Raw genomic sequence first — 14,718 nt, 5'->3', positions numbered from 1 at the left:
GGTGCTCCCAGGGAATAGTTGGACGTCCAAGTATTTCCAGGATAGGTCGTGGATCACATACTCGCCAGTACACGGCTCCGGGTGTGGTCGGGATACCTTCTTTGGTGGGTCTGCTGCCTCAGGTCACGGTGTGCTCGGCCACCAGCTCCAGCGCGCGGGAGATGGCCTCCGGGGTCGTGCTGTGGATGCGGTTGTCCCGGCGCAGGTGGTCGGCGACGCCGAGGCGGGCCAGGACCTCGGCGTGCTCTGGAGAGATGCCCGAGATCATGACGACCTTGCCGCGTCGCTCGAGGCGGGAGACGACCTCGTCGAGGACCTTCGCGCCAGTCGCGTCGATCGTGGTCACCCGGGACATCCTCAGCACCACCACCCGGACATCGGCGACCTCGGAGAGCTCGAGCAGGAAGCGGTGGGCGGCGGCGAAGAACAGCGGGCCGTCGAAGCGGTAGACGACGATGTGCTTCTTCAGCAGCTCGTGCTCCTCCTCGGAATGCAGTCCGCGGGCGGGCTCGAACGGCTCGACCCGCTCGACGACCGCGCTGCGGGCGACCTGTCGCAGTGCGTACAGGATCGAGACCAGGAGCCCCGCGATCACCGCATCGACGAGGTCGAAGGCGACCGTCACCACGAAGGTGAGCACGAGGACGACCGCGTCGCCACGGGTGGAGCGCAGCAGCGCGAGGACGGAGGCGACCTCGATCATGCGTACGCAGGTGGCCAACAGCACGCCGGCGAGCGCCGCGAGCGGGATGTGGGCGACAAGACCGGACAACGCGCTCACGATCACCAGCAGGACCACCGCATGGGTGACAGCGGCCAGCTTGGAGCCCGCCCCGGCGCGCACGTTGACGGCGGTGCGCGCGATCGCCGCCGTCGCGGGTACGCCACCGAAGAACGGCACCGCGAGGTTCGCCAGACCCTGGCCGACGAGCTCGCGGTCGGGATCGTGGGACTCGTCGACGGTCATCGAGTCGGCCACGGTCGCGCACAGCAGGCTCTCCAGCGCGGACAGTGCGGCGACCGCGGCAGCCGCCGGGACCAGGGCGGTCAGCCCGGACAGCGAGAGGAATCCGGTGCTCGGTGCTGGCAGACCGGGTGGCAGCTCGCCGATCCCCTGGACGGGCAGCCACAGTCCGGCGACGGTGGCCAGCACGATCGCCACCAGGGACCACGGAACCGCCGGACGCCACCGCTGCGCGACCAGGATGAACGTCGCCACCAGCAGTGCCATCACCACGGGTGCCCACTGTGGCTGCCCGAGCCAGCGGTGGGCCACGTCGAGAGCGACCTGCCAGGTGTGCTCGAACTCGCGACCGTCGATCCCGAACATCGCGGGCACCTGCTGCAGCCCGATCACCACGGCGATGCCCACGGTGAATCCCTCGATCACGGGCACCGGCAGGTAGCGCACCAGCTTCCCGAGACCGAGCCCGGCGGCGATCAGCAGCATGATCCCGGCCAGCAGTCCGACCATCAGCACACCGTCGCGGCCGAAGTCGTGGATGATCGGCACCAGCACGACCGTCATCGCCCCGGTCGGCCCCGAGACCTGCAGGTTCGAGCCGCCGAACACTGCCGCGACGACGCCTGCGATCACGGCCGTCACGATCCCCGCCGGTGCTCCCATCCCGGAGGACACCCCGAACGCGAGCGCCAGCGGCAGCGCCACGACGGCGACCGTGACCCCGGCGAGCAGGTCCCTCTTCGGATCCCGTCTGGCCGCCTCCCAGTCTTCCTTGCCCGGCAACAGAGCGGCGACACGTTCTCTCAGCTGCGGGAGCGCCACCGATGACATGTCGAACACCTAGCCGTCTTCCGGGATCTGATCGGGGTCGAACGGGGTCGTGTGGTGGCGCAGGATGCTCTGGTCCAGTGGGAGCGCGACGTGACGACGGAGCCGCTCGCCGGTGGAATCGGTCAGGTACAGCCACACGACTCCCGGCGCCGCTGATCGGATCAGGCGTACACGGCACCGACGCATCGGTGTTCCGGGAATCGTGATGACGTCGCCGATCTCGATCCGACTGGCGCTCACGTTGGCCACTATGTGCTCCTGAAGGTCGAGCGAAGGATTCAAGACATGAAGACATCTTCAAGTCATGTATGTATCATAACCCCATGCTGGAATTCTTCTTCACCTCTGCTCGACGGAGGCCTCGATGAGCGTCCCGCTCTACCAGGCCAAAGCGCAGTTCTTCCGCACCCTCGGCCATCCGGCACGGATCCGCATCCTCGAGCTCCTCGCCGAGCGCGACCATGCCGTCCACGAGCTGTTGGAGCGGATCGCGATCGAGCCCAGCAACCTGTCGCAGCAGCTCTCGGTGCTGCGACGCACCTCGCTGGTGACCTCCTACCGACAGGGAAGCGAGGTGGTCTACTCCATCAGCATCCCCGAGGTCCGCGACCTCCTGTTCTCCGCCCGCACCATCCTGGTCAGCCTCGCCGAGACCCGCAGCGAGTTCGAGGACGAGCTCACCGTCGCCGACGACTGACACCGACCACCTACGTCAAGAAGAGCTGAGAGCCGTGCACATCGAGCAGGTCAAGAAGTACGTCGCATCGTCGCTGCTCTGCGCGGTCGTGCTCCTGCACTCCCTGGCGATGGCCGCGCTGGGTGCCACCGGTGCCGACAAGGGCGGGGCGAGGGAGGGGCTCTTCGTGATCTCGGTGCTTCTCGGCGTGATGGCTGTGGCCGGCGTGCGCCTGATCAACAAGCTTTCGCTGGCCACGGCCTGGTTTCTCCTCGCGCCCGTGATCCCGCTGCTCGTCTACTACTTCGTGCTCTGGCGATAGCCGACTCCGCAGCGACGCCACGTCCTAGTCGACGGTGTCCCCGGAGGCTGCCCGGAGCTGGGTGAGCAGCGCGGTCACACCGGGTACGTCCTCGATCCCCGGCTTCTCGAAGACCTCGGTGTTGAGCGAGACCGTGGCCGCCTCGACCACCTCGCGTCCGGCGTCGGTGATCGCGGCGAGGACCACCCGCCCGTCGACGTCGGAGCGGCCGCGGCGTACGAAGCCCTGCTTCTCCAGGCGGGCGACGGCGCTGGTCACCGAGGCGGGATGGACCTGGAGGCGGGAGCCGAGCTTGGCCATCGGTAGCTGGCCCTCCTGGGTGAAGGAGAGGAGGCGGAGCACCTCGTAGCGGGCGAAGGAGAGGTCATGGGGGCGCAGTGCGGCGTCGACGCGCTCCATGACGAGCTGGTGCACACGCACGAGTGAGGTGACCAGCGCCATCCCGTCGGCGGCGTCGGCCCAGCCGTGCGCGATCCACTGCCGGGTCGCCTCGCGGATCGGATCCATGCGGGCCAGCATCACACAGAACTCTTTACGACGGTGCGCCGAACGTGCCGAGCAGGTTGAGGATCACGGCGACGCCGATGACCGTCGCGATCACCGAGAGCGTCACGACCAGGCCGACGGCGACCGAGAAGCCCGTTCCCTCGTGCCGGGTGCCGCGCTGCTGCAGCGCGTAGAGCCGCGCGACGCTGGTGATCAGCGTGCGCCCCTCCTCGGCGTCGAAACGGTACTGGTCCTCGTCCGGGACCGCCTCGGGGTCGTGCACGGTCCACACGCCCTGGTCGGTCTGCTCGTCGTCGGCCTCGATGCGGCGTACGCCGGTCTTCTGGGTGTGGGGCACGTCGCCGAACCAGACGATGCTGCGGGTGTCCTCGATGATCGCGTAGGACCCCCGTGTCGGCATCGACACGTGATAGGTGAAGACCCAGTTCAGCTTGGCGCCCAGGAGCAGGGGGTGCCAGCGCTCGTCGGCCAGGTCGAGCTCGACGTCGAACCCGCGCGCCGTCTCGGTCGCCTTGTAGGGCGTGCCGTCGCACACGCGCGCGACATGGTCGAAGAAAGGCCTCGTATGAGGGGACACGACTCAACAGGCTATCGGTTCCGAGGACTCCGTGGGCTCACTCCGTGGCGTTCGGTGGCACGTCGATGTTGAAGTGGACCCGGCCACCGTCGACGTCGTCGACGGTGATGATCGCGTCGTACTTCTCGCCCTCGGAGGTGAGGACGCAGGTCATCTCGGTGCCGACCTTGCCCTCGAGGTCACCGGGGCAGTCGAGGTCCTCGGGCGTGACGCCGATGGCGTTGGTGAGCTGTTCGGTCGCGATCCGCTCGACCGTCTTCTCCTGCACGTAGTCCTCGCTCGAGCCGCAGGCCGTCAGCGCGAGCGGCAGCGCCAGGAGAGCCGCGCCGGTCAGGGCGCCCGAGAAGGCGCGGGTGCGTGTCATGGGGCTCAGCCTAGGGGTAGGCAAAGACCAGACAGACGTACGCCGCACCAGCTCGGGCGCCGCGGGCGGTCAGCCCACCGGGGTGAAGTCGCGCGCCCCGATGAACGAGGGCCGGGGACTCGGCGCCGAGAACGGCTCGACCGCGGCGTTCTCCACGCTGTTGAACACCAGGAAGACGTTCGAGCGCGGGTACGGCGTGATGTTGCCGTTGGAGCCGTGCATGCAATTGCAGTCGAACATGACCGCGCTGCCGGCAGCACCGGCCAGCACGTCGATCCCGTAGGTGTCGGCCAGCTTCGTGATCGTCTCCTGGTCGGGAGTGCCCGCGCCCTGCATCACCAGCGAGGACTTGTAGTTGTCCTCGGGTGTGGCGCCACCGCACGAGACGTACGTCCGGTGCGTGCCGGGCATGATCATCAGCGGCCCGTTGAAGGAGTGGTTGTCGGTCAGCGAGATGGAGATGCTGACCGTCCGCATCCGGGGCAGTCCGTCCTCGGCGTGCCAGGTCTCGAAGTCGGAGTGCCAGTAGAAGTCCCCGCCGCCGAAGCCGGGTTTGAGGTTGATCCGGCTCTGGTGGATGTAGACGTCCGAGCCGAGGATCTGCCGGGCGCGGCCGACCACGCGCGGGTCGGCCGCCAGCCTGGCGACGAGGTCGCTGGTCCGGTGCACCTCGAAGATCGAGCGCACCTCCTGGGAGGCGGACTCGATGATGGTGCGCTCGTCTGCCCGGGTCTCCGGGTCATTGCTCAGCCGGCGCAGCTCGGCGCGGAGCTCCTCGACCTCCTCGGGAGTGATGAGGTCGGGCACGGTCAGGTAGCCGCGCTCGTCGTAGGAGTCGAGCGTCTCCTGGTCGATCGGCCCGTCGGCCGCCGTGCCCCAGACGACCTGGTCGTGCCGGGGGAGCGTGGAGTAGCCCTCCCCGAGGCGGGTGGGGTAGAGGTCCTCGGCGTGTTCGGTGGTAGCGGTCATGCAGTTACCTCCTCGGTTTCGGCGGGTTCGGCGGGTTCGGTGAGAAGCGGGTAGACGCCGTCGGCGTCGTGCACCTCGCGACCGGTGACAGGCGGGTTGAAGGTGCAGATCAGACGTAGGTCGGTCGTGGCGGTGACGGTGTGCTTGTCATGCTTGTCGAGCAGGTAGCACATCCCGTCGCGGATCTCGTACGTCTTTCCCGTCTCGCGGTCGAGGAGCTCGCCCTCGCCGCCGACGCAGTAGACGCACTCGATGTGGTTGGCGTACCAGAACTCGTTCGTCGTCCCGGCAGGGATGTTGGTCTCGTGGAAGGAGAAACCGACGCCCTCGCGGGCCAGGACGATCCGGCGGCTGCGCCAGGTCCCGTGCTCGGACTCGACGCGTACGTCGCGGTCGGTGTCGTCGAGGTCTTCCAGATAGGTGACGCGCATGTTGTCTCGATTCAGGTGTCGGGGCAGGTCAGGCCGCGCTGGCGTCGCCGAGGACCGATGCGGTCGCCTTCTCGAGGACGGCGAGACCGCGGGCGAGCTCCTCGGAGCTGATGGTCAGCGGAGGCATCGTCTTGAGCACCTCGTCCTCAGGCCCGGAGGTCTCGACCAGCAGGCCCTGCTCGTACGCAGCCGCCGCGATCTTCCCGGCCGAGCTGGCGTCCGGGAAGGCGATGCCGGTCAGGAGACCGCGGCCGCGGACGGCCGCACCCTCGTAGCGCTCGGCGATCTTCGTCAGTCCCGTGCGCAGCTCGGCGGCCTTCGCCTGGACGTCCTTCTGGAAGGAGTCGTCGGCCCAGTACGTCTCCAAGGCCACCCGGGCGGTGACGAAGGCGAGGTTGTGACCGCGGAAGGTGCCGTTGTGCTCGCCGGGCTCGAACTGGTCGAGATCGGGCCGGATCAGGGTCAGCGCCATCGGCAGGCCGAAGCCGGAGATCGACTTCGACAGGCAGACGATGTCAGGGGTGAACCCGGCCTCCTCGAAGCTGAAGAAGGTGCCCGTACGGCCGCAGCCGGCCTGCACGTCGTCGACGATCAGGATGATGTCGTGCTCGCGGCACAGGTCCGAGAGCGCCTTGAGCCACTCCAGCCGGGCGGCGCTGAGGCCGCCCTCGCCCTGGACGGACTCCACGATGATCGCGGCCGGCTTGTCGACGCCGGAGCCGCTGTCCTGGAGCACCCGCTCCAGCCACATGAAGTCGTCGACGGCACCGTTGAAGTAGTCGTCGTACGGGATCTTCGAGCTGTTGGTCAGCGGGATGCCCGCGCCCCTGCGCTTCATCGAGTTTCCGGTCACCGCCAGCGAGCCGAGCGTCATCCCGTGGAAGGCGTTGGTGAAGGACAGCACGTGCTGGCGTCCCGTCGCCTTGCGGGCCAGCTTGAGAGCGGCCTCGACGGAGTTTGTCCCGGTCGGTCCCGGGAACATCACCTTGTAGTCGAGGTTGCGCGGCTCGAGGATCAGGTCCGAGAAGGCCTGCAGGAAGTCCCGCTTGGCGCTGGTGTGCATGTCCAGCGAGTGCACGATGCGGCCCTCGCGCAGATAGTCGAGGAGCGGGTCCAGCAGCGCGGGGTTGTTGTGTCCGTAGTTGAGCGCGCCGGCTCCGGCGAAGAAGTCCAGAAACTCTCGCCCGTCCTCGCTGGTGACGGTGGACCCCTGGGAGTGGGTCATCACCGCCGGCCAGCTGCGGCAGTAGCTGCGGACCTGCGACTCGAGGGAGTCGAAGATCGCGGTGGTGGGTTCGGCGGTCGTCGTCATGGACATGACACCTCCGTGTGTCGTCGATCCCGAGGGGGCGTTCCCGTCGGGTCGTGCGGTCGAGAACGGGCCGATGCGGAACAGCAGCTCCGCGTCGTGCCCGTCGGGGAACATCTCCGCCTCGAAGAGCGGCGTGCGCTCGATCGAGGCGCTGCGTGCGTTCGCGAACGAGGTGAACAGCGCGATGGAGGCGCTGTTGTCCGCGGTGATGGTCGTCTCCAGGCGGCGTACTGCCGGGTCTCCGGAGAGGCGACCTTCTGCGGGGCCGGAGAGGCTGTCGACGAGCTCGTCGAGCATGCGACGGGCCAGACCCTGGCCGCGGTGCCGTTCGTCGACGGCGACCTGCCAGATCATCAGGGTCTCCGGCTCGTCCGGCCGGCGGTAGCCGATGACGAATCCTCCTGGATCGTCATCGACGGTCGCGACGATCGATGTCGCCGCGAAGTCGCGCGCCCACAGCAGGTAGGCGTACGAGGTGTTGACGTCGAGTACCCGAGATTCCCGTGCCATCCGCCACAGATGCTGACCGTCCGCGAGGTCCGGTGAGCGGAAGTCGACTCGGGTAGCCGACTTCGGGCGGGGCACGCTGCCAGTCGAATTGCGATGTGGCATCGCCTCGCGACGCTAACAGGATGCGGGACGTAAGGCCCGGGAGGAGTCCGCACTACGAAATACGGGTAGGGTGTTCATATAACGCACATGTCAGAAGGGGTCGTCTCCAGATGCTTGATTCCGCGCCGCCGGCCGGTGCGCAAACGATCGATCGCGGTCTGCGGGTGCTGTGGTACCTGGCCGAGCATCCCCTGGGAGTCACTCTCGCGTCGTTGAGCCGGGACCTGGGGATGAACCGCACGGCACTTCACCGGCTGATGGAGACGTTCCAGGCCCACGACATCGTCCGTCGCGACGAGAACAAGTGCTTCCACCTGTCCTACGGACTCGTGCAGCTCGCCTCGCACGTCGACAGCGACCTGCACCGGATCGCCTATCCGGTGCTCGCGGAGCTGGCCGACGCGACCGGGGGGACGGCGCACATCATGGTCCCGGTCAGTGACAACGAGGTCCAGGCGATCGCCGTCGTGGAGCCACGCAACGCGGCGGTCCACCTGTCGTTCCGGACCGGACATCGCCACCAGATCGACCGAGGCTCGGGTGGGATCGCGATCCTCGCCGGGAGGCCGCCGAGCGAGGACGACTCCGAGGAGGTGCGCGAGGCCAGGCGGCTCGGCTACGCGTTGTCGTTCGAGCAGATCATCCCAGGTGTTGCGGGGGTGTCGGTGCCGGTACCCACCCCTTCGAAGATGCCGGAGGCGTGCCTCGGGATCTCGCTGGTGGATCGCAACGCGGCGGATCGAGCGGCCCCGCTGGTGGTGAAGGCGGCGGAGGAGCTCAGGTCGCTGCTGGTCCTGCACGGCGGCCAGCGCTGAGAGACGCCGGATCCGGGGCCTCGGGCGACGTGCCTCGAGACCCGGATCCGATCCGGGATCGCCCCGTTCTCAGGAGTAGACGGGATCGTTCCGGTCGCGCTGGGAGGCCACCCAGGCGGAGTCGAGCTGGTCGAGCACGGCCACGGTGCGGGACTCGTCGAAGACCACGACCCGGTCGGCGATCGCCCACCGGCCGTCGCGACGTTCGAACCGGTCGACGTAGCGGCAGCGGATGATCGCGAGGTCCTGCTCGGTCGCTCCCTCCGCCGGCTGCTGACGCAGGAAGCACAGGCAGTACGACTCGACGTCGGCCGTGTCGTCATCGATGAAGTCGATCAGTACGTTGCTGATGAAATGCTGCGAGGAGTCGATCGTCCGGTGTCGCTGCCGGATGTCCTCGACGAGCCCGGCCGCGTTCCCGGTGTAGCCACCGTGGACGTCGATCGCGTCGTCGAAGTAGCACGCCGCGATCGCGTCGTAGTCCAGCCGGTCGACGGCGCGTGCGTACCGGAACAGCACGTCCTGGATCTCGAACCTGTCCTCGATGCGGGTCATGCGTCCGCGCCCTCCGTCTGCCTCGGGGTCATCTCTGCCGCGCGTCGGGCGCCCTCGCGTCCGGCCACCCGGCCGAGCACCAGTGCGTGGGCGACGGAGTTCCCGCCGCCGACGTAGCGCTCGCCGAGGATCCCGCCCGCGGCCTCGCCCGCCGCGAACAGTCCCGGAACGACGCGGCCGTCGGTTCTCACCACCCGCGTGTGGGCGTCGATCTGGAGTCCGGTGTGGGTGCAGACGAGCTCCGCCGGCATCATCCGGACGGCGTAGAACGGTCCGGACCCGATCGGGTCCAGATGGGGTCCGGCGCCCTTGCCCGCCAGCGTCTCGTGCCGGAGGAAGTCCTCGTCGCGACCGTTGCCGAACATCTCGTTGAACCGCTCGACGCTGACAGCCAGGTTCGCGGCCGGGACCTCGATCATGGCGGCGAGCTCTTCCAGGGTGCCGGCGCGGCGGACGACGCCCTTGTCGACCTCCTCGGCCACACGGTCGGGCGTCCAGTCGGCATAGCCTTCCGGCAGAGCCGTACGCGCTCGTTCGTCGAAGACCGCCCACACCCAGCCGCCGTGGTCCTTCAGGATCCCCGGACTCACGGCGTACGGCGCGTCCTCGTCCATGCACCGACGGCCGTCGGTGTTGATGTGGATGCGGGAGGGCGGCGGGAACCCGCTCTGCCAGTGGTGGAAGCGCTGGAACTCGGCGGTGACCAGGAGCAGGCCCCAGCCGTCGCCGAACAGGGACAGGCCGTGCCGCTCGGCGATCCCGACGTGGTCGCCGCGGGATCCAGGTGCGGCGACGACGAACAGGGCGTCTCCGGCGACCGAGGTCTCGGGGAAGTACTTCGCCACGAGCTCCGGGTTGGCGGCGAGCCCGCCGGAGGCGATGACGACGCCCGGCGCGGTGATCTCGGTATCCTCGACGACCACACCGACGACCTCGCCGTCGCGGATGAGTACGTCGTCCACCCGGCTGCCGAGCGCCAGGTCGACGCCCAGCCGGGCGCGTGCCTTGTCGAGCGCGAGCACGAGCCCGTATCCCTGATCCTTCGGTACGTGGCCGCGCCACACGTCTTCGACACCGGCGCGGGACAGCCCCGGCACGTGAGCGCTGTGGGAGATCTGGGCGGGGATCTCGACGCCGAGCTCGGTCACCCAGTCGACGATCGTGCTGGACTCCTCGCAGAACATCCGGACCGGGCCGGGCAGGACCCGCCACTGGTTCAGGTCCATGTAGTGCTGGAACATCCGGGCGGGGGAGTCCTCCACCCCGAGCGCCGCCTGGACGCCCGTGCCGGCCGCGGTGAGAAGGCCCGCCGAGAGCTGGGTCGATCCGCCGACCTCGGTCTCGGACTCGAGGAGGAGAACCCGGGCACCGTCCTGGGCGGCCGAGATGGCTGCGGCCAGGCCGGCGCCGCCCGCGCCGACGACGATGAGGTCGTAGTCGTACGGCTCAGACATGCTGCGAGCCACCGTCCACCGGGATGTTGGCGCCGGTGATGTACCGGGCGCTGTCCGAGAGCAGGAAGTAGAGGGCGGCGAAGACCTCCATCGGGGCGCCCAGACGCCGCAGCGGCACGGTGTTGAGCGCGCGGTCAAGGGCGACCGGGTCCTCCTGGACCCAGCGGGTCATCTCGGTGTCGATGAACCCCGGGGCGATCGAGTTCACCCGGATGTTGTCCGGACCGAGCTCGACGGACATGCAGGTCGTCAGGTGCTTGACCGCAGCCTTGGACGAGTTGTACGCCGCACGCGTGACGCGAGCCCGCACGGCCGCCACCGAGCCCATGTTGACGATGACACCGCCGCCGACGGTGCGGAAATGGCGAGCCGCGGCCTGACCCCCGTAGACCACGCCGTTGACGTTGACGCCATAGGTCGTGGCGAGTTGATCCGGGGAGATGTCGGTGAACTCGGCCTGCGGGAAGACGCCGGCGTTGTTGACCCACATGTCGAGGCGGCCGAACTCGGCGAGTGCCTTCTCTGCCAACGCGTCGTGTGCTGCGGGGTCGGTCACGTCGGCGCCGACCCCGCAGACCCGGCCGGCGTCGGCGACGCCGGACAGATTGGCGTTGATCTTCTCCGCCACCACGGCCATCGCCTCGCCGTCGAGGTCGCCCCCGACCGCGTTCACGCCGCGACGGGCGAGTTCCTCGACGAAGAGTGCGCCCATTCCTCGGCCGGCCCCCGTGACGACGACGGTCCGCCCGCTGAGCTCGGGGTTGAGCGCAGGTACGGGGGAGAAGTCGACGCGGCCGGGATTCGTGGTGGAACGGTCGTCAGTCATGGATTGCTCCTTCTTGGGTCGGGTCTGGTTGTCCGTCTCGGACAACCAGACGGTGGTGAAGCCGCAGCCTCGGCAGGCGCCGGAACTGGTCATGGATGGTGGTGACGCGGTCGATGCGCGCCTCGCCGGTGGTGATGTCGCCGGTCGTGACGATGAGGAGGTTGGCCCGCACGGTGACCGCGTCGTCGGTGGCGTCGTCGAGCGCCACGTTCGTCACGACGTGGTGCAGGTGCGGGCTGCTCTCGTGCACCGTCCGGGCGAAGGTCTCCAGGGCGGAGGTGCCGGTGACCGGCTCTGCGTAGGTGGGTGAGTCGAAGACGCCGTCGGGTGTGAACATCGCGGCCCAGCCGGCGGCATCACCCCGGTCGATCGCCAGCGACTGTTGTCCGTAGAAGTGCTGCACCTCGACGAAGGCTTCGAGCACGGGGCTCATCACTCGGCCCCCAGGTCGGCCAGGATCCGGTGGTAGAGACCACCCGATGTCAGCCCGCCGTCGGCGACCAGCTCCGCCCCGTTGATGTAGGAGGAGGCGTCGGAGAGCAGGAAGCAGACCACGGAGGCGATCTCCTCGGTCGAGGCGAGCCGTCCCTCCGGCACGGCGCGCAGACTCGCGTCCACGAAGCTGCTGTCGGCGGCCTGGTGCAGCAGCGGCGTACCGGTCAGGCCGGGGTGCAGCGAGTTGACCCGCACCCTACGCTCCGCATACTCGAGGGCGCCGACCTTCGACAGGCCGCGTACGCCCCACTTGCTGGTGCCGTACGTCGCGGAGAAGTAGCCGACCATCCCGGCGATGGAGGAGACGTTGACTACCGACGCGCCGTTGGCGCTGGTGAGAGCGGGGGCGAGAAACTTCATCCCGTAGAAGACGCTGGACAGGTTGATCGCCATGACCTGGTTCCACTGCTCGACGCTGGTCTCGTCGATGCCCAAGCGAAGGCTCACCCCGGCGTTGTTCACGAGACCGTGCAGGGGACCCTCCCGCTCGACCTCCCGCGAGACCCGCGACCACGACTCCGGGTCGGCCACGTCGAGGGTGACCGCCCGCGCCGAGCCACCGGCGGCCGTGACGTCCTCAGCCACACCTCGGGCGCCGTCCTCGTCCAGGTCGGCGACCCACACGTGGGCGCCGCGGGACGCGAGCGCGAGGCAGTAGGCGCGTCCCAGACCGCCGGCGGCGCCGGTGATGAAGACGGACCGGCCCACGAAGTCGCGATCGGTCACAGCTCAAGTTCCTTGCCGCGGGTCTCTGGGAGGAAGAACGTGGCGACGAACGACAGCACGGCGGTGAACAGCAGGAATCCCGCGGGCGCGAGGTTGTTGCCGGTCAGGCTGATCAGGAGGGTGGCGATGAACGGCGCCGTCCCGCCCAGCGTCATGTTGGTGAAGTTGTTGGCCAGCGCGATGCCGCTGTAGCGGTAGCGGGCGCGGAAGATCTCGGCGTACGTGGAGAACGAGACGCCGTTGTTGCAGCCGATCACGAAGGCGAGGGTCGCCTGGGCCGCGATCGCGGCCGCCACCGAGCCGTCGCGCATCAGCAGGAAGGCCGGGATGGTGAGGACGGCGACGAGGCCGGAGCTGGTGAAGAAGACCGGTCGGCGTCCGAACCGGTCGCCCAGGTGGCCGGCGATCGGCAGGCTGATGACCGCGGCGATCATCGCGATGCACGTGGAGGTGAAGGCGACGTCCGCGGAGTGTCCGCCCTCGGTCTGCAGGTAGCTGGCGGCGTAGACGGAGCAGATGTAGTAGCCGCCCACGATCAGCGCGCCGAGCCCGACCACGAGGAGAACCTGGCGCCACGCGTGCCGGAGCACATCGGTGATCGGGTAGTTCGACTGCTCGATCTCTTCGGACTCCTGGACGGCCTCGAACTGGTCCGTCTCGTGGAGCTGGCTACGGATGTAGAGGCCGATCAGGCCGATCACCAGGCTGATCAGGAACGGCACCCGCCAGGCCCACTCGCTGACGGTCTCCTCGCTGAAGGCCGCGTTGACCCCCAGGGCGACGAGCGCCGCCAGCAGCGATCCGAGGTAGGTGCCCGTGTTGACGAACGAAGTCTGGAAGGCGCGGTGCCTGGCCGGTGCGTTCTCCGCGACGAAGGCGTTGGCGCCGCTGAGCTCGCCCCCGGCGGCGAAGCCCTGCAGGCAGCGACACAGCACGAGGACGGCGGTCGCCCAGATGCCGAGCGTGGCGTACGTCGGCAGGATGCCGATTCCCGCCGTGGCGATCGCCATCAGCAGGATCGTGTAGGTCAGGGAGCGCTTGCGGCCGTACTTGTCACCGATGTGCCCGAAGAAGATCCCGCCCGGCACGCGCAGGAAGAACGCGACCGCGAAGGCGGCGAAGGTGTTCAGCAGCGCGGTGGTCGGGTCGCTCTCGATGAAGAAGTGGCTGGCGATCATCGTCGCCATGTAGCCGTAGATCGCGAAGTCGTAGTACTCGACGACGGTGCCGAGCACGGCGGCCCGGATCACTTTGACGGTGGACTGGGTGGGGCGGCTGGTCCCGGACGGGCTGCTGCCTGTGGTGACGGAGTGGGTCATCTTTGCCTCTCGGACGTTCAAATAACGAACGAAGCGTTCAATTATGCGTCACGATAACCATCAATGTGTGATGGGCGCAACACCCTTCGGTGGATCGGCGTCCCTGCTCGGCACTCGACGTCGGCACTCGACGTCGGCGCTCGACGTCGGCGCTCGACGTCGGCGCTCGGGGTCGGCGGCGATGGTTGTGCGCGGGGGCGTGCTCTAGTGTGCGGCTGGGGCTGATGTGCTCAGTTGACGACCTGATGGAGAGGATGAGGATGGCCACGCTGCAGGGCTTGGATCGTGGGTTGGCGGCGCTGGATTTCGTCTCCCAGAACCCGGCCGGCGTCACGGTGGCCGACGTCGCTGCTCATCTCGGCGTCGACCGCGCGATCGCCTATCGCATCGTCGCCACGCTCGAGGCTCGTGCACTTGTCACCCAGGGGCGCAACAAGAGGCTGCGTCTCGGCGCCGGCGTGATCGCGATGGCCGGCCGCTTCTCGTCGCAGCTGATCCAGGCGGCCGAGCCGTCCCTGCAGGATCTCGCCGACGAGGTGGGGGCTCCGGCGTTCCTGACGGTCGCTCATGGCGAGGACGAGTGCGTCCCGGTGCTGGAGGCCGACCCGAAGATGGGGCAGGGGCCGGTGCGCGTGGGTTACCGGATCGGGTTGCGCTACCCGTTGGACAGGGGTGCGAGCGGGATCGCGATCCTTGCGCTCGCCGAGCCGCAGCCGGGGGACTCATCGGCGGTGCGGGAGGCCCGCGAGCTCGGATACAGCCACACTGCGGGCGAGCTGCAGCGCGGCGCTGTGGGGATCGCCGTCGGCTTCGAGGCGCCCGGGCACCTGCGGGCGTCCGTCGGCATCGTCACGATGGACGACATCGACCCGGCCGAGGTCGGGCCGCTGGTGGATGCCGCCGCTCGGCGGCTGGCCGACCTCGGCGTCGGCTGAGTCGGCGCATGCTTGACGGCGAGTCGGC

At 68.6% G+C, this 14,718-nt stretch carries 18 protein-coding genes; 4 read left to right on the top strand and 14 right to left on the bottom strand.

Annotated elements, in window-relative coordinates; all coding sequences use genetic code 11:
* Positions 1–118 precede the first annotated feature (118 nt).
* Together ACFVDI_RS19990 and ACFVDI_RS19985 are read right to left on the bottom strand one after the other, a co-directional pair.
* Positions 119–1,795, bottom strand: a complete 1,677-nt coding sequence (locus ACFVDI_RS19990; RefSeq protein WP_378908866.1) for a SulP family inorganic anion transporter — start codon at positions 1,793–1,795, stop codon at positions 119–121.
* A 9-nt stretch (positions 1,796–1,804) separates the two neighbouring features.
* Entirely contained in the window at positions 1,805–2,044 is a 240-nt protein-coding gene (locus ACFVDI_RS19985) for a hypothetical protein (RefSeq protein WP_378908862.1), read from the bottom strand.
* 115 nt (positions 2,045–2,159) lie between these two features.
* Here ACFVDI_RS19985 and ACFVDI_RS19980 point away from each other — a divergent pair, with 115 nt between their 5' ends.
* Together ACFVDI_RS19980 and ACFVDI_RS19975 are read left to right on the top strand one after the other, a co-directional pair.
* Positions 2,160–2,492, top strand: coding sequence for an ArsR/SmtB family transcription factor (locus tag ACFVDI_RS19980; protein WP_378908858.1), 333 nt, complete (start codon positions 2,160–2,162; stop codon positions 2,490–2,492).
* A 34-nt stretch (positions 2,493–2,526) separates the two neighbouring features.
* A complete protein-coding gene (locus ACFVDI_RS19975; RefSeq protein WP_378908855.1) occupies positions 2,527–2,793 on the top strand; it encodes a transcriptional regulator in 267 nt (88 codons plus the stop codon).
* A gap of 24 nt (positions 2,794–2,817) precedes the next feature.
* Here ACFVDI_RS19975 and ACFVDI_RS19970 read toward each other — a convergent pair whose 3' ends face one another.
* From ACFVDI_RS19970 to ectB, 6 genes are all read right to left on the bottom strand, one after another.
* The gene (locus ACFVDI_RS19970) at positions 2,818–3,300 is read right to left on the bottom strand and encodes a MarR family winged helix-turn-helix transcriptional regulator (RefSeq protein WP_378908851.1); all 483 of its coding nucleotides are present in this window, start codon (positions 3,298–3,300) and stop codon (positions 2,818–2,820) included.
* A 25-nt stretch (positions 3,301–3,325) separates the two neighbouring features.
* Entirely contained in the window at positions 3,326–3,877 is a 552-nt protein-coding gene (locus ACFVDI_RS19965) for a hypothetical protein (RefSeq protein ID WP_378908848.1), read from the bottom strand.
* A 37-nt stretch (positions 3,878–3,914) separates the two neighbouring features.
* Positions 3,915–4,241, bottom strand: coding sequence for a DUF4333 domain-containing protein (locus tag ACFVDI_RS19960; protein ID WP_378908845.1), 327 nt, complete (start codon positions 4,239–4,241; stop codon positions 3,915–3,917).
* A gap of 69 nt (positions 4,242–4,310) precedes the next feature.
* Positions 4,311–5,210 (bottom strand): ectoine hydroxylase, encoded by a 900-nt coding sequence (gene thpD / locus ACFVDI_RS19955; RefSeq protein WP_378908841.1) that lies wholly within the window; start codon positions 5,208–5,210, stop codon positions 4,311–4,313.
* A complete protein-coding gene (locus ACFVDI_RS19950) occupies positions 5,207–5,641 on the bottom strand; it encodes an ectoine synthase (protein ID WP_378908838.1) in 435 nt (144 codons plus the stop codon). The genes thpD and ACFVDI_RS19950 overlap by 4 nt, the downstream gene beginning before the upstream one ends.
* A gap of 28 nt (positions 5,642–5,669) precedes the next feature.
* Positions 5,670–7,565 carry a diaminobutyrate--2-oxoglutarate transaminase gene (gene ectB, locus ACFVDI_RS19945; RefSeq protein ID WP_378908835.1) on the bottom strand — a complete coding sequence of 632 codons (1,896 nt, stop codon included), beginning with the start codon at positions 7,563–7,565 and terminating at the stop codon, positions 5,670–5,672.
* A 110-nt stretch (positions 7,566–7,675) separates the two neighbouring features.
* Between ectB and ACFVDI_RS19940 the strand changes: the two genes are divergently transcribed.
* Positions 7,676–8,380: an IclR family transcriptional regulator gene (locus ACFVDI_RS19940; protein ID WP_378908830.1), complete on the top strand. Its 705-nt coding sequence runs from the start codon at positions 7,676–7,678 to the stop codon at positions 8,378–8,380.
* A gap of 69 nt (positions 8,381–8,449) precedes the next feature.
* Here ACFVDI_RS19940 and ACFVDI_RS19935 read toward each other — a convergent pair whose 3' ends face one another.
* The 6 genes from ACFVDI_RS19935 to ACFVDI_RS19910 are packed head-to-tail and all read right to left on the bottom strand — an operon-like array spanning position 8,450 to position 13,755.
* Positions 8,450–8,935, bottom strand: coding sequence for a nuclear transport factor 2 family protein (locus tag ACFVDI_RS19935; RefSeq protein ID WP_378908826.1), 486 nt, complete (start codon positions 8,933–8,935; stop codon positions 8,450–8,452).
* Positions 8,932–10,389, bottom strand: a complete 1,458-nt coding sequence (locus tag ACFVDI_RS19930) for an FAD-dependent oxidoreductase (RefSeq protein WP_378908822.1) — start codon at positions 10,387–10,389, stop codon at positions 8,932–8,934. The genes ACFVDI_RS19935 and ACFVDI_RS19930 overlap by 4 nt, the downstream gene beginning before the upstream one ends.
* Complete coding sequence (locus ACFVDI_RS19925; RefSeq protein WP_378908817.1) at positions 10,382–11,215, bottom strand: SDR family NAD(P)-dependent oxidoreductase; 834 nt, start codon at positions 11,213–11,215, stop codon at positions 10,382–10,384. Before ACFVDI_RS19925 ends, ACFVDI_RS19930 begins: the two co-directional genes overlap by 8 nt.
* Positions 11,208–11,648 carry a nuclear transport factor 2 family protein gene (locus ACFVDI_RS19920; protein ID WP_378908812.1) on the bottom strand — a complete coding sequence of 147 codons (441 nt, stop codon included), beginning with the start codon at positions 11,646–11,648 and terminating at the stop codon, positions 11,208–11,210. Before ACFVDI_RS19920 ends, ACFVDI_RS19925 begins: the two co-directional genes overlap by 8 nt.
* Positions 11,648–12,436 carry an SDR family NAD(P)-dependent oxidoreductase gene (locus tag ACFVDI_RS19915; RefSeq protein WP_378908807.1) on the bottom strand — a complete coding sequence of 263 codons (789 nt, stop codon included), beginning with the start codon at positions 12,434–12,436 and terminating at the stop codon, positions 11,648–11,650. Before ACFVDI_RS19915 ends, ACFVDI_RS19920 begins: the two co-directional genes overlap by 1 nt.
* Positions 12,433–13,755, bottom strand: a complete 1,323-nt coding sequence (locus tag ACFVDI_RS19910; RefSeq protein ID WP_378908800.1) for an MFS transporter — start codon at positions 13,753–13,755, stop codon at positions 12,433–12,435. The genes ACFVDI_RS19915 and ACFVDI_RS19910 overlap by 4 nt, the downstream gene beginning before the upstream one ends.
* Before the next feature lie 260 nt (positions 13,756–14,015).
* Between ACFVDI_RS19910 and ACFVDI_RS19905 the strand changes: the two genes are divergently transcribed.
* Positions 14,016–14,690, top strand: coding sequence for an IclR family transcriptional regulator (locus ACFVDI_RS19905; protein ID WP_378908796.1), 675 nt, complete (start codon positions 14,016–14,018; stop codon positions 14,688–14,690).
* The last annotated feature ends 28 nt before the right edge of the window (positions 14,691–14,718 follow it).

Source organism: Nocardioides sp. NPDC057767, assembly GCF_042798275.1.
In the GTDB taxonomy this organism is placed as follows: Bacteria; Actinomycetota; Actinomycetes; order Propionibacteriales; family Nocardioidaceae; genus Nocardioides.
The sequence above is the reverse complement of the archived record's forward strand: the minus strand, read 5'-3'. Positions and strand labels throughout refer to the sequence as shown.

What these genes read in the sequence shown, in the direction of transcription:
- ACFVDI_RS19970 (WP_378908851.1), bottom strand. Translation starts at nt 3,300, where the DNA reads ATGGATCCGATCCGCGAGGCGACCCGGCAGTGGATCGCGCACGGCTGG.
- ACFVDI_RS19925 (WP_378908817.1), bottom strand. Translation starts at nt 11,215, where the DNA reads ATGACTGACGACCGTTCCACCACGAATCCCGGCCGCGTCGACTTCTCC.
- ACFVDI_RS19930 (WP_378908822.1), bottom strand. Translation starts at nt 10,389, where the DNA reads ATGTCTGAGCCGTACGACTACGACCTCATCGTCGTCGGCGCGGGCGGC.
- ACFVDI_RS19940 (WP_378908830.1), top strand. Translation starts at nt 7,676, where the DNA reads ATGCTTGATTCCGCGCCGCCGGCCGGTGCGCAAACGATCGATCGCGGT.
- ACFVDI_RS19910 (WP_378908800.1), bottom strand. Translation starts at nt 13,755, where the DNA reads ATGACCCACTCCGTCACCACAGGCAGCAGCCCGTCCGGGACCAGCCGC.
- ACFVDI_RS19920 (WP_378908812.1), bottom strand. Translation starts at nt 11,648, where the DNA reads ATGAGCCCCGTGCTCGAAGCCTTCGTCGAGGTGCAGCACTTCTACGGA.
- thpD (WP_378908841.1), bottom strand. Translation starts at nt 5,210, where the DNA reads ATGACCGCTACCACCGAACACGCCGAGGACCTCTACCCCACCCGCCTC.
- ectB (WP_378908835.1), bottom strand. Translation starts at nt 7,565, where the DNA reads ATGCCACATCGCAATTCGACTGGCAGCGTGCCCCGCCCGAAGTCGGCT.
- ACFVDI_RS19935 (WP_378908826.1), bottom strand. Translation starts at nt 8,935, where the DNA reads ATGACCCGCATCGAGGACAGGTTCGAGATCCAGGACGTGCTGTTCCGG.
- ACFVDI_RS19905 (WP_378908796.1), top strand. Translation starts at nt 14,016, where the DNA reads ATGGCCACGCTGCAGGGCTTGGATCGTGGGTTGGCGGCGCTGGATTTC.
- ACFVDI_RS19960 (WP_378908845.1), bottom strand. Translation starts at nt 4,241, where the DNA reads ATGACACGCACCCGCGCCTTCTCGGGCGCCCTGACCGGCGCGGCTCTC.
- ACFVDI_RS19950 (WP_378908838.1), bottom strand. Translation starts at nt 5,641, where the DNA reads ATGCGCGTCACCTATCTGGAAGACCTCGACGACACCGACCGCGACGTA.
- ACFVDI_RS19990 (WP_378908866.1), bottom strand. Translation starts at nt 1,795, where the DNA reads ATGTCATCGGTGGCGCTCCCGCAGCTGAGAGAACGTGTCGCCGCTCTG.
- ACFVDI_RS19980 (WP_378908858.1), top strand. Translation starts at nt 2,160, where the DNA reads ATGAGCGTCCCGCTCTACCAGGCCAAAGCGCAGTTCTTCCGCACCCTC.